We start from the raw sequence: 25,996 nt of genomic DNA on the forward strand, positions 1-25,996 counted from the left end.
GACGCCACAGGTCGCGCGGCAATCATGTTGCCACGGAGCTCTGACGCTTACTCTGGGGAGTGTCCGACCGCCCTTTTCAGGTCAGTCGCCGGTCTCTGATCGGTACCCCGGCAAGCTAGTCGTGTTGCGAGCCTTACGTCAAGAACTTGTGTCGTGGCTCACGGTTCCAACTATATATAGTGGAAGATTGTTAAGAATGTGGAAAAGTAGCTAAGCCTCAGAGACTCCTTTGAGAATCCTTTCAGGGGTTTCGCTGCGGCCACGCTTCGCCGGCTCAAGGTCGCCTCGAAATGGCGATAGATGTTGTGCCGGCGCATCAATCGGTGGCGTCCGTGCCCTGGCCTCTGAAAGGTCCGTCCCGAGCCCCAAAACGGCCTGAATGCGGGAGTTTTGCCCTGCGGCGATTGCGAGGTACCGAATCCGAGAATCAGTTGCGGGTTTTCGCGACTCAGAAGGCTGGACTTCGCCTCCTGCTCCGGCCATATTCCGCGCAACTTCAGGAACCCCTTCGGCGGTAGTGATGAAAGAGTTTTTGGCCCAGTTTTTTACTTGGTGGAATGGACAGACCCTCGGCACGCGATTCTTCACCTGGCGCAAGGGGCAGTTCGTGGGTGAGGACGAGTTCGGCAACAAGTACTACCGCTATACGCAGCCCATTCCGATCGATTCGAATGTGGGCGCCGAGCGCCGCTGGGTTATCTATAACGGCTACGCCGATGCCTCGAAGGTCCCACCCGGCTGGCGGGCCTGGCTGTGCCATAACGGCGATGTCGCTCCGAGCGAAGAGACCTACAGGGCGTATGCCTGGGAAAAGCCCTTTGTGCCCAACATGACCGGCACCGCCCAAGCCTATCGTCCGCAGGGCTCCAGCCTCTCGACCGGAAAGCGCCCGTCCGCTACCGGCGATTACGTGCCTTGGACGCCGGGGGAGTAAGGCCTCTAAAGGCCTTTCTTCTGCGAGCTTATGCTGAAACGTACCCAGCCCCGCACCTGCATCGAATGCGGCCTCGCTTATGGCCATCCCGATTTCGGCTACCATTACGGCCGAATCGAGAACGGTCCCGCCTATTGGTCGGATCGCGGAATCCTGTGCTCCCATGCCTGCTCCGTCGCCCATTTCGAGCGGCGCGAGAAGGAGGGAGATCCGATGAAGGAACCGGCTCCGAATCCTTTGGAGCAGGACTGGTCCTAAACCCGACTGCCGAGCAGTATCATCCCCAGAGCTCAGCCCTTCGGATGGAAGTAAGACTGCCGTTGCATGACGGCGTCGGTAAACGGGCCGAAGGCCTGGATGACATGGCCCTGCGGCACCTCGATCCCGCGTGCGACGCCTGATCCCTTCAGAACCCCGCCGCGCTCATCCGGCTCGGGATCGCGATAGGTTCCACCATCGGCCAAGGTGCAGTTCTGACAGCGGATGGGGCCAAGGATCTGGGCACCGCGGCCGATTCGGTTCGACAGGATGAGCGAGCCTCCGCCGAGGAGACGGACGCCATCCTCGATGTCTATGGTCTCGCCGGCACCGGCCTTGATGGTAAAGCCTCCTTCCTCGCCAACTTCTGCTTCGTTGCCAATTATCACCGATCCGCCCAACGCAACGATGCGGGTTCCGGGAAAGAGATGCGTTCCCCGACCGATGGCGATGCTCCCGCCTGCCGAGATCTGGAGAATCACGTTGGGCCAGAGGACGATGTCCTCCGCGAGCCGCACATCGCCTGAGACCAGCACCGAGCCTGGATCCGGCACCAGAATCCCACGTCGGGCGAGGGCAATCGTTTCATCGCGTGAGAGGAACCCGAGATGGTTGCGAGCGTCATCCATGTCGCTGCTTGCTTTCTCTGCCGGAGCATCATGAAGCCAAGCTTAGCAACTTGACCTCAAAGTATCATCTTTCCCGGCTTGCCCTTTTTCCATCATGGTTCGCGTGTTATCGCGTTGCCGGGACAAGGGGTTGCGGCCAGACAGGCCGGACAAGAACCGCCAATCGAACTTGGCTTAGGTAAGATGATGAAATTCGGATGGACGCGGGCGGCTTTCGTGCTCGCATCGGTAATCGGCAGCCTTGGTACGGCTCAGGCGGACCGGATCAAGAATCCGACTGCCGTCTTCTCGGGCCTCGACAAGATCACCGGGCGCATCGTGTCGTTCGAGGTCGGAATTGACGAGACCGTCCAGTTCGGCGCGTTGCAGATGACGCCGCGGGTCTGCTTCACCAAGCCGCCGACGGAAACGCCGAACACCACCTCCTTCATCGAGGTGGACGAGCCCGGCACCGACGGAAAGACCAAGCGTGTCTTCTCCGGCTGGCTGTTTGCCGCGAGCCCCGGCCTGCACGGCCTGGAGCACCCGGTTTACGACATCTGGCTCGTCGACTGCAAAGGCGGCACGGAGATCATCACTGAGCCGAAGGAGCTGCCCGAGGAATTGCCGCCGATTCAGGATACGGCACGGGCTCCGAGCGAGACAGGACGGCCGGGCGATATCATGGCGCCGACCGATACCACGGCACCGCGCCCGCCTGCCGTCGAGACGGAGCCACTGCGTCAGCCCGCGCCTCAGCAGCGGCAGCCGGTTCGGCGCCCGGCTCCCGCGCCGCTCATCAATACGGATCGCTGAATTCAAGCCGTGATGGCGGTGAGGGCGTCCTCGCCGCTGACAATCTTGCCTCGGGGCCAGGAATCCCAATTGGCACCATGCTCCATGGCATTGCGCAGCATCTGCTTGTAGGTGCGCCTGGGCACTTCGACCGCTCCGAACTGCGCCAGGTGCGAGGTTACAAACTGGGTGTCGAGGAGCGAGAACCCGCCCCGGCGCAGGCGCGCCACCAGATGCACGAGGGCGACCTTGGAGGCGTCCCGTTCCGTATGGAACATACTCTCGCCGAAGAAGGCGCCGTTGAGGCGCACGCCATAGAGGCCGCCGACAAGGCGGTCGTCCCGATAGACTTCTACCGTATGGCAATAGCCGGCATCAAAGAGCTCGCCATAGAGCTCGCGGATGCGCCGGCTGATCCAGGTCTTTTCACGATCGACGCCGGGCGCGGCGCAGCCGGCCACGACCCCGTCGAAATCCCGGTCGACCCAGACCTGGAACTGATCCGAGCGGACGGTGCGCGCCAGCCGCTTGGAGATGTGAAAATCATCGAGGGGTATGATCCCTCGCTCGCGCGGCTCGACCCAGAACAGCGAAGGGTCGTCCGCATCCTCTGCCATAGGAAAGATGCCAGCCGCATAGGCTTTCAGAAGAATGTCAGGAGTGATGTCGATTGCGTGGTCAGACGCATGGCTCATGCTTGATTTTGTACCAAGGAACGAAGAAGCCGTCCAACGACAGTCCACTTTCTGATGCGACAAAGCGACCGGACGAGTTCAGGTCCCGGGCTTCGCAAGGCTCCGGATGACAATCTCGTTCCTCCGTCGCGAATAACTTTTCCGCTCGGAGCCGATGCGGGGAATGTCCCCGCCTTCCTGGGTCAGTAAATCGAGCATCCTTTCCGGATCGTCGAGCGGAATGTCCGGTCGCTGCTCAAGGTATCGAGGAAGGTCATAAGCCCACCACTCGCTTCGCAGCAGCCGGTCGATCAGCGGCTGCTCGAAGCGATATTTCACGACCTGTGCCGGATTCCCGACGACAATCGCGTAGGCGGGAACGTCTTTGGCCACGACAGCGCCGGTACCGATGATTGCACCTGTTCCAATCGCGATGCCCGGCAGGATGATCGCCTGGGAGCCGATCCAGACATCGTGCCCGATGAGGGTTCTCTCGCCGTAGCCAGCGAAGGTGAGGGGCGGCCTGTAGCTGCGGCTATGGGAATAGAGATTGGTGTAGGGAAATGGATGAGACGAGAGCCATTGCTTCGGATGGGCGCTCCCGCGCATGTTTACGTTGTCGCCGATGGAGCAGTATCGCCCGATTGCGGCGTGCTGGATTTCCGTTCGGGGTGAGATGTAGGAATAGGCGCCGATCTCGGTATCCGATACGTGGCATGAATGGAAAATCTTAACCGGGGCTTCCCAGATCAGGCCATTGCCAATCGTGCCAGCGAGATCGAGACCGTGTCCGAGCAGGAGGGGCCGAAGTCCTTCCCTCGATACGGTCTTCTTTGCGGCGCTCATCGTCAAACGGCCTTCCTAGTAGAAAGCCGTATCGATACTACATAACGATTTTGCGCGCCACTTGCTTCGGCGCCGGGCAACGGCGCCTCAACGAACACTGCCCGATGTCTGGAATTCAGGCCTGCTCGTCGCCCAGGCCGCCGGTCTTCAGGAAGTTCTCGAGCCAGTGGATGTCGTACTGGCCGTTCTGAATCTCCGGGTTGCGCACGAGGGTGCGGAAGAGGGGCAGCGTGGTGTCGATGCCGTCGACCACGAACTCGTCGAGGGCCCGGCGCAGGCGCATGAGACACTCGTTGCGGGTGCGGCCATGAACGATGAGCTTGCCCACGAGGGAATCGTAATGCGGCGGGATGCGGTAGCCCTGATAGGCCGCCGAATCGACGCGCACGCCGAGGCCGCCCGGCGGGTGGAAATAGCTGATCGTGCCGGGCGAGGGGCGGAAGGTCGAGGGATGCTCGGCATTCACGCGGCACTCGATGGCATGGCCCTCAATCTTGACGTCTTCCTGTGTGACCGAGAGCGGATGGCCGGCCGCGACGCGGATCTGCTCGTTCACCAGATCGATGCCGGTGATCATCTCCGTGACGGGGTGCTCCACCTGGATGCGGGTGTTCATCTCGATGAAGTAGAACTCGCCGTCCTCGTAGAGGAACTCGATGGTTCCGGCGCCGGCATATTTCAGGTCCTGCATGGCTTTCGCCACGATGCCGCCGATGCGCTCGCGCATCTCGACATTGAGAGCCGGCGAGGGGCCTTCTTCCCACACCTTCTGGTGGCGGCGCTGCAGGGAGCAGTCGCGCTCGCCGAGATGGATGGCGTTGCCCTTGCCGTCGCCGAGAACCTGGATCTCGATGTGGCGCGGCTTCTCTAGATATTTCTCGATATAGACCGCATCGTCGCCGAAAGCGGCCTTGGCCTCGGTGCGGGCCGTCTGAAAGGCATGGACGAGGTCGTCCTCGTTGCGTGCCACCTTCATGCCGCGTCCGCCGCCGCCGGCGGCCGCTTTGATGATGACTGGGTAGCCGATGTCCTTGGCGACCTTCTTGGCTTCGGCCTCGTCGTTGATGCCGCCTTCGGAGCCGGGCACGCAGGGGATGCCGAGGCGCTTGGCGGTGCGCTTGGCCTCGATCTTGTCGCCCATGATGCGGATATGCTCCGCCTTGGGGCCGATGAAGGCGATGCGGTGATGCTCCAGCACCTCCGCGAAACGCGCATTCTCGGAGAGGAAGCCGTAGCCGGGATGGATCGCATCCGCGCCGGTGATCTCGCAGGCGGCGATGAGCGCCGGGATGTTGAGATAGCTGTCGCGCGCGGCCGGCGGGCCGATGCAGACGCTCTCGTCGGCAAGGCGCACATGCATGGCGTCGGCGTCGGCGGTGGAATGCACCGCAACGGTGGCGATGCCGAGCTCCTTCGCGGCGCGAAGAATCCGCAGGGCGATCTCGCCGCGATTGGCAATGAGGATCTTATCGAACATGTCGCGCCTTACTCGATGACGAGGAGGGGTTCGCCGTATTCAACAGGAGTTCCGTCTTCGACATAGATGGCGGTCACGGTGCCGGCGCGGGGCGCCACGATCTCGTTGAAGGTCTTCATGGCCTCGACGAGCAGGACCTTGTCGCCGGCCTGGACCTTGGAGCCGATCTCGACGAAGGCCTTCGCCTCTGGCGAGGGCTTGCGGTAGGCGGTGCCGACCATGGGGGAGAGCACGGCGCCGGGGTGCGGTGCGCCGGGCTTTGCCCCTGCAGGCACCTCGGCAGCAGCCGGAGGCGGCGCGATGACCGGGGCGGGAGCAAGCGCGGCAGGGGCCGCCATCGGAACCGTGACGGCGGCGGTGATCGTGCGCGCCACGCGGATGCGAAGGTCGCCCTTCTCCACTTCGATCTCGCTGAGATCCGTGTCGGCGATCAGGTTCGCCAGCTCACGGACGAGATCGGGATCGAAAGGGTTTTCCTTGGCCATGGGGCTTACCTCTACTTCCTGAGGAACTAGTGCTGGGACGACTTTGCCTGGCGGGCCCGCTCGGCCATCACCCGGTGAACCGCTTCCAGGCCGAGCACGTAGCTCATGGGCCCGAAACCACAGATCACGCCGACGGAGACGGGCGCTATGAGCGAGCGATGGCGAAAGCCCTCGCGAGCATGAACATTCGAAATGTGGATCTCGACCGTCGGAGCGCCGCTGCCGGAAATGGCGTCGCGCAGCGCGATCGAGGTGTGGGTATAGGCGCCGGCATTGATGACGATGCCGGCTCCCTGAGCGCCCGCTTCCTGAATCCAGTCGACCAGATGTCCCTCGTGGTTCGACTGGCGGAACGTGACAGCTGTCCCCAAGGCTTCTGCCTTTTCGCGCACGAGCTTCTCGATGTCCTGCAGCGTCGTGCTGCCATAGACTTGGGGCTCTCTGCGGCCGAGCAGGTTGAGGTTGGGTCCGTTGAGGACGAAGACAGTGGTCATCGTGAGAAGGAGCGTTCCTGTGCTCCGCAAGGCGGAGCTGAAACGCCCTCTTAGCCAAAAGGCGGGCAGGGGGGAAGGGGAAAACCAAGGCTTTCCCAAGCTAGGCGTGGTTTCCGCAGGGTAATTGGACCGTTTTCACGTCATGGCCGGGCTTGTCCCGGCCATCTCGCTTCTTAAAAGCACTCCGCTTCATCCAATCGGGATCACCGGCACAAGCCCGGTGATGATGTGGAGCAGATCAGGGCGCGAAACCTTAACCGCAGCTCGCCTTGCCGCACTGGCGGACGTTGTCCACGAGCTGCTTCAACGGGTCGAGGCCGACGGCGCCCGGGATCACGGTCTCGCCGACGATGAAGGCAGGCGTGCCGGTCAGGCTCAGCTTGTCGCCGAGTGCCATGTTCTCCTGGAGAGCGTTCCGGACCTCGGCGCCCTCCATGTCCTTCTGGAGGCGAGCCATGTCGAGGCCCATGTCCTTGGCGACCGCCATGGCGCGCTCGCCGTTCACCCGACCGCGGCTGTCCATGACCTTCACGTGATAGTCGAACAGCTTCTGGCCCTGGAGCTGGTTCTTGACCGCCAGGGCCACCCGGCTCGCCTCGACAGAATCGGGGCCAAGGACGGGGAAGTCTTTCAGCACGACACGCAGCTTCGGATCGCTCTTCATCAGCGTCTGGACGTCGGCCAACGCTTTCTTGCAGTAGCCGCAATTGTAATCGAAGAATTCCACCAGGGTGACGTCGCCCGAAGGGTTGCCGACCACGTAGGAATGAGAAGCGTTCAGGAGCGACTGCTTGGTCTCCTTCACGGCGCTGGCCTGAGCGACCTGCTGTGCTTCCGACTGGCGCTTCTCAAGCTCGGCGATGACCTCGGTCAGGACCTCCGGGTTCTTCAGGAGATAATCCTTCACGATCTCTCCGATGGCCTGCTTCTGCTGTTCGTTGAAGACCGCACTCTGCGCCATCGCGGCGGGAGCGATGGCCAGCGTGCCGATGAGGGCGACGGCCTGGCCGAGTTTGAGAAGCGAAGAGCGCATATCCGGTCCTTTTACGGAAATTCCTTGAGACAAGTCCAGCCTATAGGGTTGGTTCGCGGCGGACTTGAGACTCGTCTGTTCTATTGCGAGTTAGCGGTTAAGGGAGTGCGGCGTCAAATCACGGGTTCGTTTTGAGCTCTTACTGTCATTCCGGGGCGGCCAAAGGCCGAGCCCGGAATCCATAACCGCGATGATGCAGAACGAGGTGAAAGACTATTCGCCCTTTCTGGAGGCGTTGTGTTTATGGATTCCGGGCTCCGCTGCGCGGCCCCGGAATGACAGTGGTGCGTTGTGAACCGACTTGAGACCGCCCCCGCGACGGGATACGAGCCTCTCATGACCAAATCATCCGCCGATCTTCAATCGCCCCTCATCGCGCGCCGCATGGATCGCGTCGCGTCCTTCCTCGCCATGGACGTACTGAGCGCGGCTGCGGCTAAGGAACGGCGGGGCGACAGCGTCATCCACATGGAGGTGGGCCAGCCCTCCGCACCGGCACCACGGGCTGCCCGGGAGGCGGCCAAAGCGGCCCTTGATCTCGGCCGCATCGGCTACACCGAGGCGCTCGGCATCTCTGCCCTGCGCGAGCGGATCGCGCGGCACTACCGCGATGCTTACGGCGTGAGCATTGCGCCGGAGCGGGTGGTCGTGACGACCGGCTCCTCGGCCGGATTCGTGCTGGCTTTCCTGAGCCTCTTCGACCCAGGCCAGCGGGTGGCGATTACCGCGCCGGGCTATCCGGCCTATCGCAACATCCTGGAGGCGCTGGGCATCGAGCCGGTGACCATCCCACTCGCCAAGGCCGACGGCTGGATCATGACCGCTCAGGCCATCGAGAAGGCTCATGCGGAGAAGCCCCTGCACGGCATCCTCGCCATGAGCCCGGCCAATCCCTCCGGTACCATGATCGGCCGTAAGGCGCTGGCTGACTTAGGCGATACCTGCCGCCGCCTGGGGCTGTGGTTCGTGTCCGACGAGATCTATCACGGCCTGACCTATGGCGAGGCTGCGTCCACTGCCTTGGCGTCGGATGACGATGCGGTCGTGATCAACTCGTTCTCGAAGTACTATTGCATGACCGGCTGGCGCATCGGCTGGATCGTGGTGCCGGACCGCCTCGTGCGGCCCATCGAACGGCTGGCGCAGAATCTCTACATCTCGCCGCCCTATCTCTCGCAGGTGGCGGCGCTCGCCGCCTTCGACGCGGCGGAGGAACTCGAGGCCGTGAAGGCCGGCTATGCGCGCAATCGCGCCTATTTGCTGGAGGAACTGCCCAAGATCGGCATCACGGAAATGCATCCGGTGGATGGCGCCTTCTACATCTATGCCGACATCGCCCGCTTCACGAACGATTCCATCGGCTTCTCCAGGCGCATGCTGGAGGAGGCAGGCGTCGCCGCCACGCCAGGCCTCGACTTCGACCCCATCGAAGGCTCGCATTACCTGCGCTTTTCTTTCGCCGGCTCGGAGAACGATTGCCGCGAAACGGTGGCGCGGTTGAAAGGGTGGTTGAGGTAATCGCTCACACTGTCATTCCGGGGCGGCCAAAAGCCGAGCCCGGAATCCATAAACACGACGACTCAAGGAGGGATGAGCGGCGTTGTGCCTCTTCCGGCATCGTCAGCGGTTATGGATTCCGGGCTCCGCTGCGCGGCCCCGGAATGACAGTGGAATGCTCAAAACGACAATGCCCGGCTCGAAGCCGGGCATTTCTTTGTGAATTTTACGATCCGCTCAGGACCGACTTGGCCTTGGACCACCAGCCGGCGCGCTTCGGGCGCTCCGGATCGGGCGGGGTCAGGACGACGGCGACCGGTTCCGGCTCTGGAACGACGGGAGCCGGCGGCGGGACAGGGGCTTCAGCTATGGGATGAGGAGCGGCGACGATCGGCTCGCTCTCACCTGCGGGTCTGGACTCCTCCGTCTCGGCTTGAACAGCCGCGACCGGAGCCGGTGCTGCCTGAACCTCGTCCGGAGCCACGAAGCCTTCCTCGATGGCGAATTCCTCGGCCGTCTCGTCACGGCCGCGTCCACGGCCTCCGCGACGACCGCGACGGCGGCGGCGTCCACCGCGGGATTCGTCGTCCGACTCAGCTGCCTCGACGGGCGCAGCCTCCTCGTCGGAAGCCTCGACCTCGGTCTCTTCCTCGTCGGATTCGCCTTCGGTCTCGCCGGCTTCGGCGCCTCCCTCGCTGCGCTCTTCGCCCGCGAAGGCCTCCCGGTCGCGACCACGGCGGCGGCGACGGCGGCGGCGGCGGCGTCCACCGCCTTCACCTTCCTCGCCGCGCTCCTCGCCGGCCTGAGCTTCCTCGGCGGTCTCCTCTTCGGCCTCGACTTCGACCTCCTCCTCAGGCTCGTCGACCGGGATGATGGCGTCGATCTGGATGCCGGTCGCGGCCGACTTGTGCTCGAGCTTCAGGGCGGGCTCGCCCCGATCGATGGCATAGGTCGTGGTGCCGTGGAGGCTGTCGTCGGCGATAATGGAGATCGCGACCCCGAAGCGGTGCTCCAGCTCGCGCAGGTGAACGCGCTTCTGGTTCAGGATGTAGAACGCCGCCTCCATCCGCGTGCGGACGATGAGGTTGTAACTGGCATTCTTGATGAGGGTTTCCTCGATCGAGCGCAGCACCTGCAGGGCAACCGACGGCGTCGAGCGCACGAAACCGGTGCCGGCGCAGTGCGGGCAGGGGATCGAGGAGGATTCTAACACGCCCGTGCGGATGCGCTGGCGCGACATTTCGAGAAGGCCGAAGGGCGAGATGCGGCCGACCTGGATGCGGGCGCGGTCGTTCTTCAGGCACTCGTTGAGCTTCTTCTCGACGGCGCGGTTGTTGCGCTTCTCCTCCATGTCGATGAAGTCGATCACGACGAGGCCGGCGAGGTCGCGCAGGCGGAGCTGACGGGCGATCTCTTCCGCCGCTTCGAGGTTGGTGCGAAGCGCCGTGTCCTCGATATTGTGCTCGCGCGTCGAACGGCCGGAGTTCACGTCGATGGAAACGAGGGCTTCCGTCGGGTTGATCACGAGGTAGCCGCCCGATTTCAGGGTGACCACGTTCGAGAACATGGCATCGAGCTGGGCTTCGACGCCGAATTTCGCGAAGAGCGGTTGCGGGTCGCGGTAGGGCTGAACGAGCTTCGCATGGCTCGGCATGAGCATGCGCATGAAGTCCTTGGCCTCGCGATAGCCCTCCTCACCGGCGACCATCACGTCGTCGATGTCCTTGTTGTAGAGGTCGCGGATGGCGCGCTTGATGAGGGAGCCTTCCTCGTAGACCAGGGAGGGGGCGGCCGACTTGAGGGTCAGCTCGCGCACGCTCTCCCAGAGACGCATCAGATATTCGTAGTCGCGCTTGATCTCGGGCTTGGTGCGCGAGGCGCCGGCCGTGCGCAGGATGATGCCCATTCCCTCGGGCACCTCCAGCTCCTGGGCGATTTCCTTCAGGCGCTTGCGGTCGGCCGCATTGGTGATCTTGCGCGAGATGCCGCCGCCCCGGCCCGTGTTGGGCATGAGCACCGAATAGCGTCCGGCGAGCGACAGATAGGTGGTGAGCGCCGCACCCTTGTTGCCGCGCTCTTCCTTGACGACCTGGACCAGCAGGATCTGGCGGCGCTTGATGACTTCCTGGATCTTGTACTGCTTGCGCGGGGTGCGCCGGCGCTGGGGAAGATCCTCGATGGCGTCGTCGCCACCGAGCTGCTCGACGATCTCGTGCTCTTCCACGTCCTGATCGTCTTCGTCCTCTTCGTCTTCTTCCTCATCGGCTTCCGTATCGCCCTCGGGCGCACGGGCTTCGATGGCTTCCGCCGCCTCGTCGCTCCGTGCCGTCTCTTCGCTCGGCGCAGCCTCGACATCGGGCGTTTCGACATGGGCCGAGGCCTCGACCGCCTCGACGGCAGCCTCTTCGGCGTTCTCGCTTGGAGCCACATGCTCGGCCATTACCAGGGCGACGGCTGCCGCCGCTTCCGTAGCCGACGTATCGCGATCTTCGCTGACAGTCTCAGCGTCATCGGAAGCTTCAGCCTCGGGAGCGGCTTCTACGTTCTCCTCGGAGCCGGCCTCGGCTTCGGTAGAAACAACGGTCTCGTCGTTCTCTGCGCGGCGCTGCGAGGAACGGCGACGGCGGCCGCGGCTGCGGCGCTCTTCTTCCTGTTCCTCCTCGCGCTGGGCTTCGGCCTCGGCCTCGAGCAGGGCCTGACGATCGGCGACGGGGATCTGGTAATAATCGGGATGGATTTCGCTGAACGCGAGGAACCCGTGGCGGTTTCCGCCGTATTCCACAAAGGCCGCCTGGAGGGACGGTTCGACCCGGGTGACCTTGGCGAGATAGATATTCCCGCGCAGCTGCTTCCTGTTAGCGGATTCGAAGTCGAATTCTTCGACCTTCTGACCACGTACCACCACGACCCGGGTTTCTTCCGGGTGTGAGGCATCGATGAGCATCTTGTTTGCCATGTTGAACTCTCGACATGGCGACCGAGGGCAGGACCTGAGGCAGGGGCCGCATTGTGGGCGGGTGGGCGCGCCGCTGGTAGGGGCGGCGGCTTGAACTTGCGTTCGGAGTGCTGTCGATCGCCATCATGCGCTGCATGCGGGCGCATTCTGGGTTGAATTGGGCCGGCACTCGGCCGGAAAGGTTGAAGCCAGGGCGTGCGCGGGATGAAACGCGCGATTCGAACGGTGCAGAAACGAAGGTCAGAACTGACTTCGCGTGCGCAACCATCCGACACGGCCCTTTCGTAGATATCGATGGGCCGGAAGCCGGCCATCGGCGAGTGGCGACAAGCGTCGCCATATGGTCCTGTCCGTGAGCCTGTCGAGGGTGACGGGTCTCCTGAAGGATCGGTCAACACAACCGTCTCCTTCGGATCCGCCGTCAGATTCGGCCATGCCGGACGGGATCAAGATCATTACAGAGCGATTGGGGCATTTGGCAAGATCCCGTGTCACTGTGCCATGAATGCAACAGAGTTCAGGTAAACCACGGTGCGACGTGAGGTTCCGTTAACCAAAGGCCGTCTATCAGTATAGGAAGGACGCGAGACCCCTCAGCGATCATCCATGCACCTTTTCCCCTTCATCCGCCTTGTCAGCGCGTGCCTCGTGGCGATCATCATTGCCATGGGGATCGGTCGCGCTTTCGCGGCCGGAGACAATGCGAAGGCCGGAACGCCTGCCATTGCCGCGGCCGTGTCGGTCGAGTCGGAAGGGGCGAAAACCCGTTTTAAGGTTACCCTGTCGAAGGCTGTGACGGCGCAGGTCTCGCTGATGGAGCGCCCGGACCGGGTCATCATCGACCTGCCGGAGGTCGCCTTCCATCTTCCAGGCGACGCAGGGCGCAGCAAGGAAGGCCTCATCGCCTCCTACCGCTACGGTCTTTTCGCACCGGGCCGCTCCCGGGTGGTCATGGAGCTGACGCAGCCCGCTTTGGTCTCAGGCATGACCACGACGCCCGACGCCACAGGCGCGGCGACGATCCTGACCATCGAGCTCTCCCGTGCCGAGCGCGACGAATTCCGCAAGGCGGCTCTCGAAAATTCAGCTTCGATGAAAGAAGCGTCGGCGCCGATCACCCCGGAAACCAAGGATGCGCGGCCGGTCATCATGATCGATCCCGGCCATGGCGGCATCGATCCGGGTGCCGCGGCCGGTTCAGGTAACGTGATGGAGAAGGAGCTCGTCCTCTCCTTCGCCCAGCGGCTGAAGAAGAAGCTTGAGGAAGGTGGTCGCTACAAGATCGTCATGACACGCGACCAGGACGTATTCGTCTCTCTCGGCGACCGGGTGCGCGCCGCGCGTGTGGCGCAGGCCGATCTCTTCATCTCCGTCCATGCGGATTCGATTTCCGGCGGGCAGGAGGTGAGGGGGCTAACGGTCTATACCGGGTCCGAGCGGGCCTCCGACGCCGATTCCGCCCGCCTCGCCGATCGTGAAAACAAGGCGGACGCGGTGGCAGGCGTCGAATCGGGCGACATGCCGGACGATGTGTCCGACATCCTGATGGAGCTGACGCTCAGGGAAACGCGGGGCTTTTCCCACAATTTCGCAAGCCGTCTCGTGGGCGAGTTCGATTCCGTCGCCCGCCTCAACAAGAATCCCCACCGGCAGGCGCGTTTCCAGGTGCTGCGGGCGCATGACGTGCCTTCCGTTCTGGTCGAGCTCGGCTATCTGTCGAGCCAGAAGGATCTGGACCTGTTGATGTCCGAGGAATGGCGCGCCAAAATGGTCTCGGCCATGTCGGTGGCCGTGGACCGATTCTTCGCCGCGCGGTTAGCCCGCAGGGGCACTGCCGCAGTTTTACCATAGATAGAGTGTGGATACCCGTAGCGGGGGCGCGATTCATCGGGTAACGAGGGTCCGCGTTTCAAGATCTGCATAAACGGGCGCCATGGGCGCCGTCATGGAACTCCTTCGGATGCGCTTCGTCCTACGATTTTTCGGCTTCCTCTTCAGCATTGGGGCGATCTTCTTCCTGATCGGCGCTGTCGGGCTGGCCTATGGATTCTGGTTCTATTCGAAGGATCTGCCGGATCACGCCCAGCTCGCCAATTACGAGCCGCCGGTGATGACCCGCATCCATGCCTCGGACGGCAGTCTGATCGCCGAATATGCCCGTGAGCGCCGGCTCTACGTGCCGATCCAGGCCGTGCCCAAGCTCGTGATCGAGGCCTTCCTCTCCGCCGAGGACAAGAATTTCTACAAGCATCCGGGCATCGATCCCGAGGGTCTGATGCGCGCGATCGTGGTCAATCTCCGCTCCGGCGGGGCGCGGGAGCAGGGCGCCTCGACCATCACCCAGCAGGTCGCCAAGAACTTCCTCGTCGGCAACGAGCGCAGCTACGAGCGCAAGATCCGCGAGGCGCTGATCGCGCTGCGGATGGAAACGACCTTCTCGAAGGACAAGATCCTCGAGCTCTACCTCAACGAAATCTTCCTCGGCACCCTGACTCCGGGCCGCAACCTGCACGGCATCGCCTCCGCGGCGCTCGACTACTTCGGCAAGTCCATCCACGAACTGACGATCGCGGAGGCCGCCTATATCGCCGCTTTGCCCAAGGGGCCGAACAACTACCACCCGTTCCGCCAGCGCAAGGCCGCCGTCGAGCGTCGGAACTGGGTGATCGAGCGCATGGCCGCCAACGGCTACATCTCGAATGAGGAGGCCGAAGCGGCCAAGAAGGAAGCGCTCAACGTCAAGCCGCGTGTGGTCTCGCCGAACAGCATCGCCTCGGGTTATTTCGCCGAGGGCGTGCGGCGCGACATCGCCGAGCGTTACGGCGAGGAGACCCTCTACGAGGGCGGCCTGCTCATCCGCTCGACCCTCGATCCGAAGATGCAGGCCATGGCCCGCAAGTCCCTGGTCGACGGTCTCGTGCGCTTCGACGAGGCGCGCGGCTGGCGCGGGGCCCAGCAGAAGATCGATCTCGCCGGTCGCGAATGGGGCCTGGCCCTGGCCGAAGTGCCGGTTCTGGGCGACGTGCAGCCCTGGCGTCTGGCGGTCGTGCTGGAAGTCGCTCGCGGACAGGCCAAGGTAGGCCTTCAGCCGAAGCGCGAGGCCTCCGGTCAGATCGTCAAGGACCGCGAGACGGGCGCTGTGACCGCGGACGGCGTGAAATGGACCCGCCGTCCGGTGGAGCGCGCCGTTTCGGTGGGCGACGTGGTCTATGTGGAGCCGCTGGCCGACAAGCCGGGCCAGTTCCGACTGCGCCAGATCCCCGAGATCTCGGGCGCCATCGTCGCCATGGATCCGAACACGGGCCGCGTTCATGCCATGGTGGGCGGCTTCTCCTACGACCAGAGCGAGTTCAACCGCGCAATCCAGGCCATGCGCCAGCCAGGCTCCTCGTTCAAGCCCATTGTCTATGCGACCGCGCTCGACAACGGCTATACGCCCTCGAACCAGATCATGGATTCGCCCTTCGTGCTCGACATGGGGCCCGGTCAGGCAGCCTGGGCACCGTCGAACTACGACGGCAAGTCCGGCGGCCTGCGGACGCTGCGCTACGGCGTCGAGCATTCCAAGAACCTGATGACGGTGCGCCTCGCCAACGAGGTCGGCATGCCGGCCATCTCGGAATATGCCCGCCGCTTCGGCGTCTATGACGACCTGCTGCCGCTGCTTTCCATGTCGCTCGGCGCCGGTGAGACCACGGTCATGCGCATGACGGCCGCCTATTCGATGTTCGTCAATGGCGGTCGGCGCATCAAGCCGACCCTGATCGACCAGATCCAGGACCGCAACGGCCGGACGCTCTACCGCCACGACGACCGCAAGTGCACCGCCTGCGATGCGGAAAAGTGGGATGGCGGCGCTGCACCCAAGCTGACCGAGACCCGGGAGCAGGTGCTCGACCCGCTGACCGCCTACCAGATGACCTCGATCCTCGAAGGCGTGGTCCAGCGTGGCACGGCTCAGTCCGTCAAGGCCGTCGGCAAGCCGCTCGCGGGCAAAACCGGCACCACCAACGACGCCAAGGATGTTTGGTTCGTCGGCTTCTCGCCCGATCTCGCCGTCGGCGTATTCCTCGGCTACGACCAGCCGAAGTCGCTGGGCAGCGCGGCCACGGCCGGCCAGTACGCCGCGCCGGTCTTCCGCGATTTCATGCAACTGGCGCTCAAGGACAAGCCGGCGACGCCGTTCCGCGTGCCGGCAGGCATCAAGCTGATCCGCGTCAATGCCGCCAGCGGCACCCGCGTAGGCGGTGAGGGCGGAGGCACGATTCTCGAAGCCTTCAAGCCCGGCCAGTCGCCGCCGCAATACGTGCCGCCGGAGCCTGAGGAAATGCCTCAGGTCGAGTATCAGGGTGGGCCGGGTTCGCCCCGCCAGGCCGTGGGCGTGGGCACCGGCGGATTGTATTGAGCGGTCCCGCTCCCATATAGAAAACGCTCATCACACAGCGAAAACGGATTGTTCCTCGGCTGTATTTTCAGTCGGGAGCAATCCGTCAGTTTTGATGTGCGGGCTCCTTTACACGATGCAGGGCTCCCCTTAAGACCCCGTCATCACAGGCACGGACAGCAAAGAAACGATGCGCGCCGAAATCCAACATCTCGTAGAAGAGACCAAGCAGTCAGTCGGGCTGCTGAGGAGGCATCTTTGACTGGGATACTGCCCAGCGACGCCTCGCAGAACTGAACGCCCAGGCCGAGGATCCCAACCTCTGGAACGATGCGGACGCCGCGCAGAAAGTCATGCGCGAGCGCACCTCACTTGAGGATCAGATCTCGGCCGTGAAGCGGCTCGAGCAGGAGCTCGAAGACGCCATCACCCTGATCGAACTTGGCGAGGCCGAGGAGGACGAGGGGACGATTAAGGAAGGCGAGGAGGCCATCCGCGACCTTCAGGCCGAGGCTGCCCGCCGTCAGGTCGAGACCCTGCTCTCGGGCGAGGCGGATGGCAACGACACCTATGTGGAAGTGCATTCGGGTGCCGGCGGCACGGAAAGCCAGGACTGGGCCAACATGCTCCAGCGCATGTATGCCCGCTGGGCCGAGCGTCGGAAGTACAAGGTCGAGCTTCTCGAAATCACCGACGGTGAGGAAGCCGGCATCAAGAGCGCTACGCTTCTGATCAAGGGCCTCAACGCCTATGGCTGGCTCAAGACCGAGTCGGGCGTGCATCGCCTCGTGCGTATCTCGCCCTACGACTCGAACGCGCGTCGCCATACGAGCTTCGCCTCGGTATGGGTCTATCCGGTGGTGGATGACCGCATCAACATCGAGATCAAGGAATCCGACTGCCGCATCGATACGTTCCGCTCCTCGGGCGCGGGTGGTCAGCACGTGAACACCACTGACTCGGCGGTGCGCATCACGCATATTCCGAGCGGCATCGTCGTGGCCTGCCAGCAGGAGCGTTCGCAGCACAAGAACCGGGCCACCGCCTGGAACATGCTGCGTGCCCGTCTCTATGAGGCCGAGCTGAAGAAGCGCGAAGAGAAGGCCAATGCCGAAGCCGCCGCCAAGACGGATATCGGCTGGGGCCATCAGATCCGCTCCTACGTGCTGCAGCCCTATCAGATGGTGAAGGACCTGCGCACAGGCACCCAATCGACGAGCCCGCAGGACGTGCTCGACGGCGACCTCGATCCCTTCATGGAAGCCTCGCTCGCCCAGCGCGTCTATGGCGGTGGTGCAGAGGTCGAGGATATCGATTAAGACAAGAAGGCCCACTCGATCGAGTGGGCCTTTTCTTTATGAGAGAATGTCACAGCGCCCTCGCGGCCGCTAGTACCTCCTCCGCATGGCCCTGCACCTTCACCTTGTTCCAGACATGGGCAACGTTGCCCTCGCTGTCGATCAGCACGGTGGTCCGCTCCACACCCATGTATTTGTGGCCGAACATGCTCTTCTGGGTCCAGACGCCATAGGCTTCCAGCATGGTCTTGGTCTCATCTGAGGCGAGGGCGAAGTCGAGGCCGTATTTGGAGCGGAACTTGTCGTGGCTCTTCAGCGAGTCCGGTGAGACGCCGATGATCTCGGTGTCCGCGGTCGAGAAATCCTTCCTGAGAGCCTGGAAATCTTTAGCCTCCAGGGTGCAGCCGCTGGTGTTGTCCTTGGGGTAGAAATACAGCACGACCTTGCGGCCCTTCAGGCCCTCCAGGCTGATCTCCCGACCATCTGTCGCAGGCAGGGAGAAGGCCGGAGCTTTGGTTCCGATGGTAAGAGACATGAGTCGCCTTCCTTTTGGCGGAATGTATTGTTTGGAAACCTCGGGTGTGCACGACTGACAGGGACAGTCGCGGGAGGCACCCGAGACGGTTAAGGTCTCTACTCTGATTCCCTGATGAGCGCTCAAGCGCAAAACCGGATCACCTGACGTCACAAGAATGAAGCTGCCATTTCGTACCACGTTGTTCCGGCAAGACCCGGTCAAACGGAGCCTCTTCAAGCGCATTCTTCGTGGCACTCTCTATGTGAAGCTTGGGCTTGTCGTTCTCGTGGCGGCCACGTTGGGCCTGCTTTATCTGCGTCTTTCCGCAGCCCCCATGAGCTTCGGACGTCTGCCCGAGCGGGTTGCGGAAGCCCTGGCGGCCCGCATCGGACCCGGCTGGAACGTGACGTTGCGGAATACGGCGATCGAGCTGCATGAGGGCTCGCCGGCCCTGCGGGCGAATGGCCTCGACATCCGGGCTCCGGACGGCGGTCTCGTGCTGCGGGCTCCTTATGCAATCCTGAGTGTCGATCTCACTTCTCTTCTGACGGCCAACCTCCAGCCCAAAGCCATCGAGGTGCGCGACCTGCAATTACGGGTTCTCGTCAACCGCGACGGTTCGCTTGCCTTCTCGCCCGTGCAGGCAGCTGAGACAGATGCGGGGGCAGCTCCGCCGCCCGTTACGTCTGAGCCTTCCAAGGAAGCCGCGGCGTCGCTGGCTCTCGATGTCAATGGGCCGTCCCCGGTCTCGGGCGTTGTCGGTTCGCTGCTCGAACTCATCGTCGGTCCAGGAAGCGTCCTCAACTCGCTCGGCCAAGCTCAGCTGACCAATGCGCGCCTCGTCTTCGTCGATGCGGACGGTCGCGAGCGGGCCAGGTTCCAACGCGTAGATGCCGCCTTTGACTGGACCGAGAACGGAGGACGGCAGTTCGCCGCGACGGTCGAAGGAGATCAGGGCCCCTGGCAACTCAACGGCGATGCCGTTGTGGAAGGCGATGGCGCCTATCGGGCCGGCGTGGTCGCGAATGAAGTGCCGATCAAGGACATCCTGCTGCTCGCGGGGGCGTCCGAGCTGCCGGCGACCACGGACCTCGAATTCTCCGGGCGCTTCGATATCGCCTATGCGGACGGCCGCGTTACGGAGCTGAAGACACGGCTCGAGAGCAATGCCGGCACGTTTCAGATCGAGGACAAGGACACGTCGCCCTTCCCGGTCGAACGGGCAACGATCGAGGCGCAATGGAACGAGGCCGAGAAGGCTCTCGAACTCCAGGAGCTTGACCTGACGGGCGGGGATACCAAGCTGCGCCTGCAGGGGCGCCTCGCGACGCCCGTCGCAGACAAGCCGTGGCATTTGTCGCTTCATGGCCGCGATATCGTTTGGTCCGGCGCGGCAACGGGAGACCGTCCCCTCCAGGTCAGCGAGTTCGCCGCGGATCTGTCCGGCCCGGACGGCGTCAGGATCAACAGTGTCACGCTGAAAGGGCCCGAATTGTCGGCCCGCATCAGCGGTCTTCTGGGAGCCTCCGCGGATCCGAAGGGCTTGAACCTGGATGTGCGCGCCGAGAAGACGAATATCCGCTCCGCCCTGCGCATCTGGCCCGAGGCTGTTGCTCCCCCGGTCCGCCGGTTTCTTGTGTCCAAGCTGACGGCGGGCGCGCTGGAATCCATCGATCTCAAGGTGGCGATGACGGGTGCTGACATCGCAAAGGCGGTGACGGGCGGTCCGACGCCTGATGAATCCCTGAAGATCGATTTTTCCATTTCCGATGGCGTTCTCCAGGTTGCAGACGGCCTTCCGCCGATCTCGGGAATGAATGTGACCGGTCATGTGACGGGCAGGAAAGTTGCTGTCCGCGCATCGACAGGACTGGTCCAAATGGCGGGCGGCCGCTCCCTAAACGCCTCCGACGGTGCGTTCATCCTGGACAATTATTGGGATGACAGTGCCTTGGCCCGCATCGATTTCCGTCTCACGGGCGGAGCCGATGGGCTGGGCGCCCTGTTGCTTGAGCCGCGCATCAAGGAAATCGCCGGCTTCAACATCGATCCCGCCACGATGAAGGGAAAGACCGATCTGCGCGTCGGCATCGGCCTTGCCGCCCACAACATCCCCGCCTTCGCCGACCTGCCTCTCAAAGTCAGCGGAACGGTCAACGACTTCGCCGTCGACAAGTTCTTCGGCAAGGATCGCCTGGAAGGCGCAAACCTGACGATTGCCTATGACAGGGGCGATCTTGCGGTCAAAGGCGACGGCAAGCTCGCCGGCAGTCCGGCTGTCATCGATCTGCAGAAGAACCGGCAGGGCGGGCAGGCCAGCGTGGCGTTCTCCCTCGATGAGGCAGCACGCAGCAGGCGGGGCCTCTCCTTCGGCTCCCAACTCACCGGAATGATCGGGCTCAAGGCGAGCCTGCCTCTGGGCGCATCGGCTCCGTCGGACATCCTTGTCGAAGCCGATCTCGCCAAGGCCGGTGTGGATCAACTGATCCCCGGCTGGGTGAAGCCGGTCGGGCGGCCTGGGAAGCTGTCCTTCACCATGGTCGAGGGGCCGACCAACGAGATCCGGGATCTGCAGCTCGACAGCGGTACGGTGCAGTTGAAGGGCCATGCCACGCTTTCAAGCGAGGGCAGCCTGGAGAAGGCCGAACTCTCGACCTTCAAGCTATCGCCCGGCGACGACATGCGCGCCCAAGTCGAGCGCGCAAACAACGTCTACAAGGTCACGATCCGCGGCAATGTGGGCGATGCACGACCCTTCGTGAAAGGCGGGGCAACGGGTTCCGCCGTGTCCGGCCGAAATGCAACTGCGCAGAAGGACGGCAAGGATTTCGATCTCGACCTGAACCTCAACATCCTCACCGGCTACAATGAGGAGGCGATCACCAACGCCGTGATCAAAGCCTCCGTGCGAAAGGACAACCTTCGCCAGCTCGACATGAAGGGGCGGCTCGGTGCGACCGATATCATCGGGCGAACTCTGCCGGATGGCGGCGGTCAGGTGGTGATCCTTCAGGCGGAGGATGCCGGCGCGCTTCTGCGCTTCACCGATGTCTACAGGCGGATGTCCGGCGGCGATCTCATTCTCCAGCTTGCCACGGGCGACGGCCCGCAGGGTGGGCATGTCATTCTGCGGTCGTTTGCTCTGGTCAATGAGCCGGCGCTCCGGCGGATCATTCCCACCCAGACCCAGATCATCGCCGGGCAAGACCGAGCCGGCAATCCGCAGACCGTCCGCGTGGACGTGAACGAAGTGCAGTTCACCAAGGCGCGTCTCGAATTCACCCGCAACACCGGACGGCTTGATTTCAAGGACGCTGCCATCTGGGGCAATCAGATCGGGTTCACGCTCGGGGGCTTTATCGATTACGCCCGTGACCGGCTCGACATCACGGGGACCTTCGTGCCGGCCTATGGTCTCAACAACGTCTTTGCCCAGGTACCGCTCTTCGGGCCGCTTCTGGGCGGAAGCCAGTACGAAGGTTTGTTCGCCGTCAATTTCCGGCTGAACGGGCAGGCGAGTTCGCCGTCCCTGACGGTCAATCCGCTCTCGGCGGTCGCTCCCGGATTCCTGCGCAGGCTCTTCGGCGTCGGAGCGGGAGGGGAGCCGCAGACGGGATCTCTGCCGGTGGTTCCGGAACGTTAGAAAGTCCTATTGTTGGGACAGGTCAATATCCGGTGTGTAATCGACGCCTTCCACCTCTTTGACGAGAGCTTGTCCGCAGATCACGCGCTTTTGCTCTTCGTTATAGGTGAGCGTTGGGTTGCCGTATAATTCCCAACCCCTGTTCAAAGCAGCCGTCACCCGTTCGCAAAATCTCGCATCATCGGGTCCTGTAAAATAGCGGAACAACTTCATGAGGGTCTCCCAGCATCGACGTTGCCGGGAGACCCATAACTTTCTTGGCTTTCAAGATTATTAAAGCAGTTCTCACACAGCGCGCAGGAGAACGTGCTTCTTCTTGCCGAAGGACAGCTTGATCACGCCCTCGGCCGTGACGTCCGACAGGCTCAAAGTCCCGCGCTCGTCCGAAACGGTCTGATCGTTCACCTTCAGGCCGCCGCTCTTCACCTGCCGGCGGGCTTCGCTCGATGACGGAACGAGCTTTGCGTAATCAGGCCCGAACGCCGCCAGGATGCCGAGGCCACCTTTGAGCACATCGGTCGCGATCTCGACGGTCGGCAGGCTTTCCGCCAGCGCGCCCTGCTCGAAGGTCTTGCGGGCGGTTTCCGCAGCGAGTTCCGCAGCCTCGCGGCCGTGGAGGAGGGCAGTCGCTTCCGTCGCGAGAACCTTCTTCGCCTCGTTGATTTCCGCACCGGGAAGCGCCTCGAGCCGCGCGATCTCGTCCATCGGCAGGATCGTGAAGAGCTTTAGGAAGCGGCCGACATCCGCATCCTCGGTGTTGCGCCAGAACTGCCAGTAATCATAGGGGCTCAGCATGTCGGCGTTGAGCCAGACCGCACCGGAGGCGGTCTTGCCCATCTTGGCGCCGGAGGCTGTGGTCAGGAGAGGGCAGGTGACCGCGTAGAGCTGCGGCGTGCCGAGGCGGCGGCCGAGATCGATGCCGTTGACGATGTTGCCCCACTGATCCGAGCCGCCCATCTGCAGCACGCAGCCATAGCGCTTGTTGAGCTCCACGAAGTCGTAGGCCTGGAGGATCATGTAGTTGAATTCCAGGAACGACAGTTCGTGTTCGCGGTCGAGGCGCAGCTTCACACTGTCGAAGGACAGCATCCGGTTGACCGAGAAGTGCCGGCCCACATCGCGCAGGAACTCGATGTAATTGAGCTTGGTCAGCCACTCGGCATTATCCGCCATCATGGCGTCTGTCTTGCCCTCGCCGAACGAGATGAAGCGCGAGAACACCGTCTTGATGCTCTCCTTGTTGGCCTCGATCTGCTCGACGGTCAGGAGCCTGCGGCTCTCGTCCTTGCCCGAAGGATCGCCCACCCGGGTCGTGCCGCCGCCCATCAGCGTGATCGGCTTGCCGGCCCCGGTCTTCTGAAGCCAGTGCAGCATCATGATCGAGAGGAGATGCCCGACATGGAGGGAAGGGCCAGTGCAGTCATAGCCGACATAGGTCGTCAGCCGGTTCTCCAGGGCCGCAGCATCCACCCCCTCCAGATCGGAGATCTGGTGAATGAACCCCCGCTCGGTGAGCACCTTCAGAAATTCGGATCTCGGCGCGTTCATCGCGTCTCTCTCATCAGTCTTGGTCGCATGTGAGGCGACCCTCTATCAGTTTCATTCCAGGATTTCACGCGGTTTTGGCGACAGATGGATCCGGATCGATCGCGCCCCCACACGGATCTCCTCATTGGCTCTTAGAACTTTAGTGTCCCGCAGAATCCTCTTTAGCGACAAGAATGCGAGGCTACATAGGAATAAAAGCTCACATAACGTAACGGTATATTGACAAAGCTGGGCCGCGTCATATGCTAATGTAACATTGTTAAATTATGGTGAGTTCAATGTCCTGGTTCTCGGATGCCTTCAGATCTGCCGGCGATTGGGTTGTCGATCAAGTCGAAGCCATTGGGGACTGGATTGGCGACCAAGTTGATTCCGTGTGGAATTGGCTCGACGACAACATTTCTGGGCTGCCCTTAAAATTTTTCTCGGCCATGGCCGACCTATTCCCGTCCCAGTCCTTTGGTGGAGTTCAGTATTTTAAGCCCAATCATGCCGATAATGACGTGAATGCGCTCATGGGCGGCTCCAAATGGAACAAGGCTACCATAACCTATTCGCTGCCTGACTCGAAGTCAGACTACGGCTGGCTCAATCCGAGCGCATCGGGATTCTACCGTCTCTCGGCCAAGGGCGAGGAAGCCGTTCACAGCGCTATGGCCTCGGTTGCAGGATATGTGAACACCGGCATTGCATATGTCGGTCGGGATGGAGCCGACGTTCAGGTCGGGGGCTTTCAGCCCAATTCAATCATCACTCGCAACCATGGTTATTATCCCGGGGTTCCGGTCTATGGCGGTGATACATGGCTGAATGTCGGGTCACAAAGTCATTTCACGAAGGGGACTGCTGCTTATTCTCTGGTCATGCACGAGCTTGGCCACTCGCTGGGCCTGAAACACTCCCATGATCATGCGAACGGCATTCCTAAGATGTCAGCTGCCCGTGACAGCACCGAATATACGGTGATGTCATACAACGATACCGAGGATCGTCCGCAGTCCTTTATGCAGTATGACATTGCGGCCTTACAAGCGATGTATGGTGCCGATTTTACGACGAACAGCGGGGATACGGTCTATCGTTGGAATTCGTCCACGGGTGAGATGTATATCAACGGCTACAGCCAGGGACTGACCAATGAAGGGCTCATCTTCCTAACGATTTGGGACGGCGGCGGTATCGACACATACGACATGTCCAATTACGGCGCCGATACGGTGATCGATCTCGCCCCCGGTGGGTTCTCGCGCTTTTCCCAGGCACAGCTCGCGAATGTGAACAGTCAGGCAAAGGTGAATGGTAACGTCTATAACGCTTTCCAGTTTAAGGGAGACAGCCGCTCACTGATCGAGAACGCCATCGGTGGTAGCGGCGCTGATCAGATCCTCGGCAATCAAGCCTACAATTTCCTTCGAGGACTTGGCGCTGGTGACGTATTGAACGGCAAAGGCGGCAACGACACGCTCGACGGCGGCATGGGTGACGATACCCTGCTCGGTGGTGCGGGAACCGACCATCTGATCGGCAGCTTCGGCATCGACTGGGTGTCCTATGCCGATGCGGCCGGCGGGGTGAGCGTCAGCCTCGCCGACGGACGTGGCTATCACGGCAGCCTGGGCGGCGGCGGCGCAGCCGCCGGTGATACTTACGACAACATCGAGAACGTCGAGGGCAGCCATGGGCATGACGTGCTCGCCGGCAACGCCGGATCGAACTGGCTCAAGGGGATCGGCGGCGACGACATCCTGCAGGGCGGTTGGGGTGCCGACACCCTCGACGGGGGCGCCGGCTTCAACTGGGCCTCGTATACCAACGCGGCCACGGGCGTGACCGCCAACCTGGCCAACCAGGCGCTCAACACCGGCGAGGCAGCAGGCGATATCTACATCGACATCCGCGGCCTGCAGGGCTCGCAGTATGGCGATTATCTGGTGGCGGATGCGACGACGGCCGGCAATGCTCTATCGGGATTCGGTGGCAACGACACACTGCAGGGCGGCACCGGCGGTGATGCGCTCGAGGGCGGCGAGGGAAGCGACCGGCTTTCAGGCGGAGCAGGCTCAGATCAACTGATCGGAGGACAGGGAGCGGACAAATTCTGCTTTGATACCGCCCTCGGCGTCTCCAATGTTGACCGGATCAGTGATTTCAACATCCTTGAGGATAAGATCGAGCTGGATAGCCGAATCTTTACCGGTCTCTATTCCTATTCCTGGGGAGCGCTTGTGGATTGGAATTTCAAGGCTGGACTTACCGCTGGCGGTCAGTTTAGCCAGATCGTCTACAATAGTGCGACCGGCGAGCTGTTCTACGATGCGGATGGCTCGGGAGCAGGGGCGCAGATTAAGTTCGCCGAGATTTCCAAGGGGTTGGCTCTGACCTCCAGTCACTTCCTCTTCGTATAAAGCGGCGGAGCGAAGACATCGGCTATTGTAAAACGAAAAGGCGCCGGCATTCGATTTGCCGGCGCCTTTTCGTTTTCAGAGGTGGGATCTGAGGCCCCTTAGAGTATCGGACCTAAAAGTGGATTTGCACTTTTGGGATCGATC

General features: G+C 62.5%; 19 protein-coding genes and 1 pseudogene. 9 read left to right on the forward strand and 11 right to left on the reverse strand.

Going from position 1 to position 25,996, the window contains the following annotated elements:
* Nucleotides 1-520: 520 nt before the first annotated feature.
* A complete protein-coding gene (locus JO965_RS10950; RefSeq protein WP_203443649.1) occupies nucleotides 521-934 on the forward strand; it encodes an NADH:ubiquinone oxidoreductase subunit NDUFA12 in 414 nt (137 codons plus the stop codon).
* A 30-nt stretch (nucleotides 935-964) separates the two neighbouring features.
* Nucleotides 965-1,192 carry a hypothetical protein gene (locus tag JO965_RS10955; RefSeq protein ID WP_203443650.1) on the forward strand — a complete coding sequence of 76 codons (228 nt, stop codon included), beginning with the start codon at nucleotides 965-967 and terminating at the stop codon, nucleotides 1,190-1,192.
* A 32-nt stretch (nucleotides 1,193-1,224) separates the two neighbouring features.
* On the opposite strand, the gene JO965_RS10960 is transcribed toward JO965_RS10955, so the two are convergent.
* Nucleotides 1,225-1,821: a hypothetical protein gene (locus JO965_RS10960; protein WP_203443651.1), complete on the reverse strand. Its 597-nt coding sequence runs from the start codon at nucleotides 1,819-1,821 to the stop codon at nucleotides 1,225-1,227.
* Between the two features lie 183 nt (nucleotides 1,822-2,004).
* On the opposite strand from JO965_RS10960, the gene JO965_RS10965 reads away from it, so the two are divergent.
* Entirely contained in the window at nucleotides 2,005-2,616 is a 612-nt protein-coding gene (locus JO965_RS10965; RefSeq protein ID WP_371826854.1) for a DUF2155 domain-containing protein, read from the forward strand.
* A gap of 2 nt (nucleotides 2,617-2,618) precedes the next feature.
* Here the strand turns inward: JO965_RS10965 and aat are convergent, their stop codons facing one another.
* From aat to JO965_RS10995, 6 genes and pseudogenes are all read right to left on the reverse strand, one after another.
* Nucleotides 2,619-3,290 (reverse strand): leucyl/phenylalanyl-tRNA--protein transferase, encoded by a 672-nt coding sequence (aat, locus tag JO965_RS10970; protein WP_203443652.1) that lies wholly within the window; start codon nucleotides 3,288-3,290, stop codon nucleotides 2,619-2,621.
* Nucleotides 3,291-3,610: 320 nt separating this feature from the next.
* Nucleotides 3,611-3,758, reverse strand: a pseudogene (locus JO965_RS49325) (DapH/DapD/GlmU-related protein); the annotation flags it as partial.
* 472 nt (nucleotides 3,759-4,230) lie between these two features.
* On the reverse strand, nucleotides 4,231-5,592 hold the full coding sequence (accC, locus tag JO965_RS10980) for an acetyl-CoA carboxylase biotin carboxylase subunit (RefSeq protein WP_203443654.1): 1,362 nt from the start codon (nucleotides 5,590-5,592) through the stop codon (nucleotides 4,231-4,233).
* Nucleotides 5,593-5,600: 8 nt separating this feature from the next.
* Complete coding sequence (accB, locus tag JO965_RS10985) at nucleotides 5,601-6,077, reverse strand: acetyl-CoA carboxylase biotin carboxyl carrier protein (protein ID WP_203443655.1); 477 nt, start codon at nucleotides 6,075-6,077, stop codon at nucleotides 5,601-5,603.
* A 26-nt stretch (nucleotides 6,078-6,103) separates the two neighbouring features.
* Complete coding sequence (gene aroQ / locus JO965_RS10990; RefSeq protein WP_203443656.1) at nucleotides 6,104-6,571, reverse strand: type II 3-dehydroquinate dehydratase; 468 nt, start codon at nucleotides 6,569-6,571, stop codon at nucleotides 6,104-6,106.
* 253 nt (nucleotides 6,572-6,824) lie between these two features.
* Nucleotides 6,825-7,604 (reverse strand): DsbA family protein, encoded by a 780-nt coding sequence (locus JO965_RS10995; RefSeq protein WP_203443657.1) that lies wholly within the window; start codon nucleotides 7,602-7,604, stop codon nucleotides 6,825-6,827.
* Nucleotides 7,605-7,940: 336 nt separating this feature from the next.
* Between JO965_RS10995 and JO965_RS11000 the strand changes: the two genes are divergently transcribed.
* Nucleotides 7,941-9,122 (forward strand): pyridoxal phosphate-dependent aminotransferase, encoded by a 1,182-nt coding sequence (locus tag JO965_RS11000; protein ID WP_203443658.1) that lies wholly within the window; start codon nucleotides 7,941-7,943, stop codon nucleotides 9,120-9,122.
* Between the two features lie 205 nt (nucleotides 9,123-9,327).
* Here the strand turns inward: JO965_RS11000 and JO965_RS11005 are convergent, their stop codons facing one another.
* Entirely contained in the window at nucleotides 9,328-12,057 is a 2,730-nt protein-coding gene (locus JO965_RS11005) for a ribonuclease E/G (protein WP_203443659.1), read from the reverse strand.
* Nucleotides 12,058-12,663: 606 nt separating this feature from the next.
* Here JO965_RS11005 and JO965_RS11010 point away from each other — a divergent pair.
* The 3 genes from JO965_RS11010 (at nucleotide 12,664) to prfB (ending at nucleotide 17,760) form a co-directional block, all read left to right on the forward strand.
* Nucleotides 12,664-13,908 (forward strand): N-acetylmuramoyl-L-alanine amidase, encoded by a 1,245-nt coding sequence (locus JO965_RS11010; protein WP_203443660.1) that lies wholly within the window; start codon nucleotides 12,664-12,666, stop codon nucleotides 13,906-13,908.
* Between the two features lie 109 nt (nucleotides 13,909-14,017).
* On the forward strand, nucleotides 14,018-16,462 hold the full coding sequence (locus tag JO965_RS11015; protein WP_203444143.1) for a penicillin-binding protein 1A: 2,445 nt from the start codon (nucleotides 14,018-14,020) through the stop codon (nucleotides 16,460-16,462).
* 169 nt (nucleotides 16,463-16,631) lie between these two features.
* Nucleotides 16,632-17,760, forward strand: a protein-coding gene (prfB, locus tag JO965_RS11020; RefSeq protein WP_203443661.1) for a peptide chain release factor 2 whose coding sequence is annotated in 2 segments (ribosomal slippage) — nucleotides 16,632-16,700 and nucleotides 16,702-17,760 — 1,128 coding nt in all. Because the reading frame shifts where the segments join, the coding sequence is not laid out codon by codon here.
* A gap of 49 nt (nucleotides 17,761-17,809) precedes the next feature.
* Here prfB and JO965_RS11025 read toward each other — a convergent pair.
* Nucleotides 17,810-18,274, reverse strand: coding sequence for a peroxiredoxin (locus tag JO965_RS11025; protein WP_203443662.1), 465 nt, complete (start codon nucleotides 18,272-18,274; stop codon nucleotides 17,810-17,812).
* A 157-nt stretch (nucleotides 18,275-18,431) separates the two neighbouring features.
* On the opposite strand from JO965_RS11025, the gene JO965_RS11030 reads away from it, so the two are divergent.
* On the forward strand, nucleotides 18,432-21,899 hold the full coding sequence (locus JO965_RS11030; RefSeq protein ID WP_203443663.1) for a DUF3971 domain-containing protein: 3,468 nt from the start codon (nucleotides 18,432-18,434) through the stop codon (nucleotides 21,897-21,899).
* A 6-nt stretch (nucleotides 21,900-21,905) separates the two neighbouring features.
* Here the strand turns inward: JO965_RS11030 and JO965_RS11035 are convergent, their stop codons facing one another.
* Complete coding sequence (locus tag JO965_RS11035) at nucleotides 21,906-22,112, reverse strand: DUF1737 domain-containing protein (protein WP_203443664.1); 207 nt, start codon at nucleotides 22,110-22,112, stop codon at nucleotides 21,906-21,908.
* A gap of 72 nt (nucleotides 22,113-22,184) precedes the next feature.
* Nucleotides 22,185-23,447 (reverse strand): tyrosine--tRNA ligase, encoded by a 1,263-nt coding sequence (gene tyrS, locus JO965_RS11040; protein ID WP_203443665.1) that lies wholly within the window; start codon nucleotides 23,445-23,447, stop codon nucleotides 22,185-22,187.
* A 278-nt stretch (nucleotides 23,448-23,725) separates the two neighbouring features.
* On the opposite strand from tyrS, the gene JO965_RS49175 reads away from it, so the two are divergent.
* Complete coding sequence (locus tag JO965_RS49175; protein WP_203443666.1) at nucleotides 23,726-25,852, forward strand: M10 family metallopeptidase; 2,127 nt, start codon at nucleotides 23,726-23,728, stop codon at nucleotides 25,850-25,852.
* Nucleotides 25,853-25,996 lie beyond the last annotated feature (144 nt).

The sequence above is a fragment of the Microvirga sp. VF16 genome (assembly GCF_016864375.1).
Classification (GTDB): Bacteria; Pseudomonadota; Alphaproteobacteria; order Rhizobiales; family Beijerinckiaceae; genus Microvirga.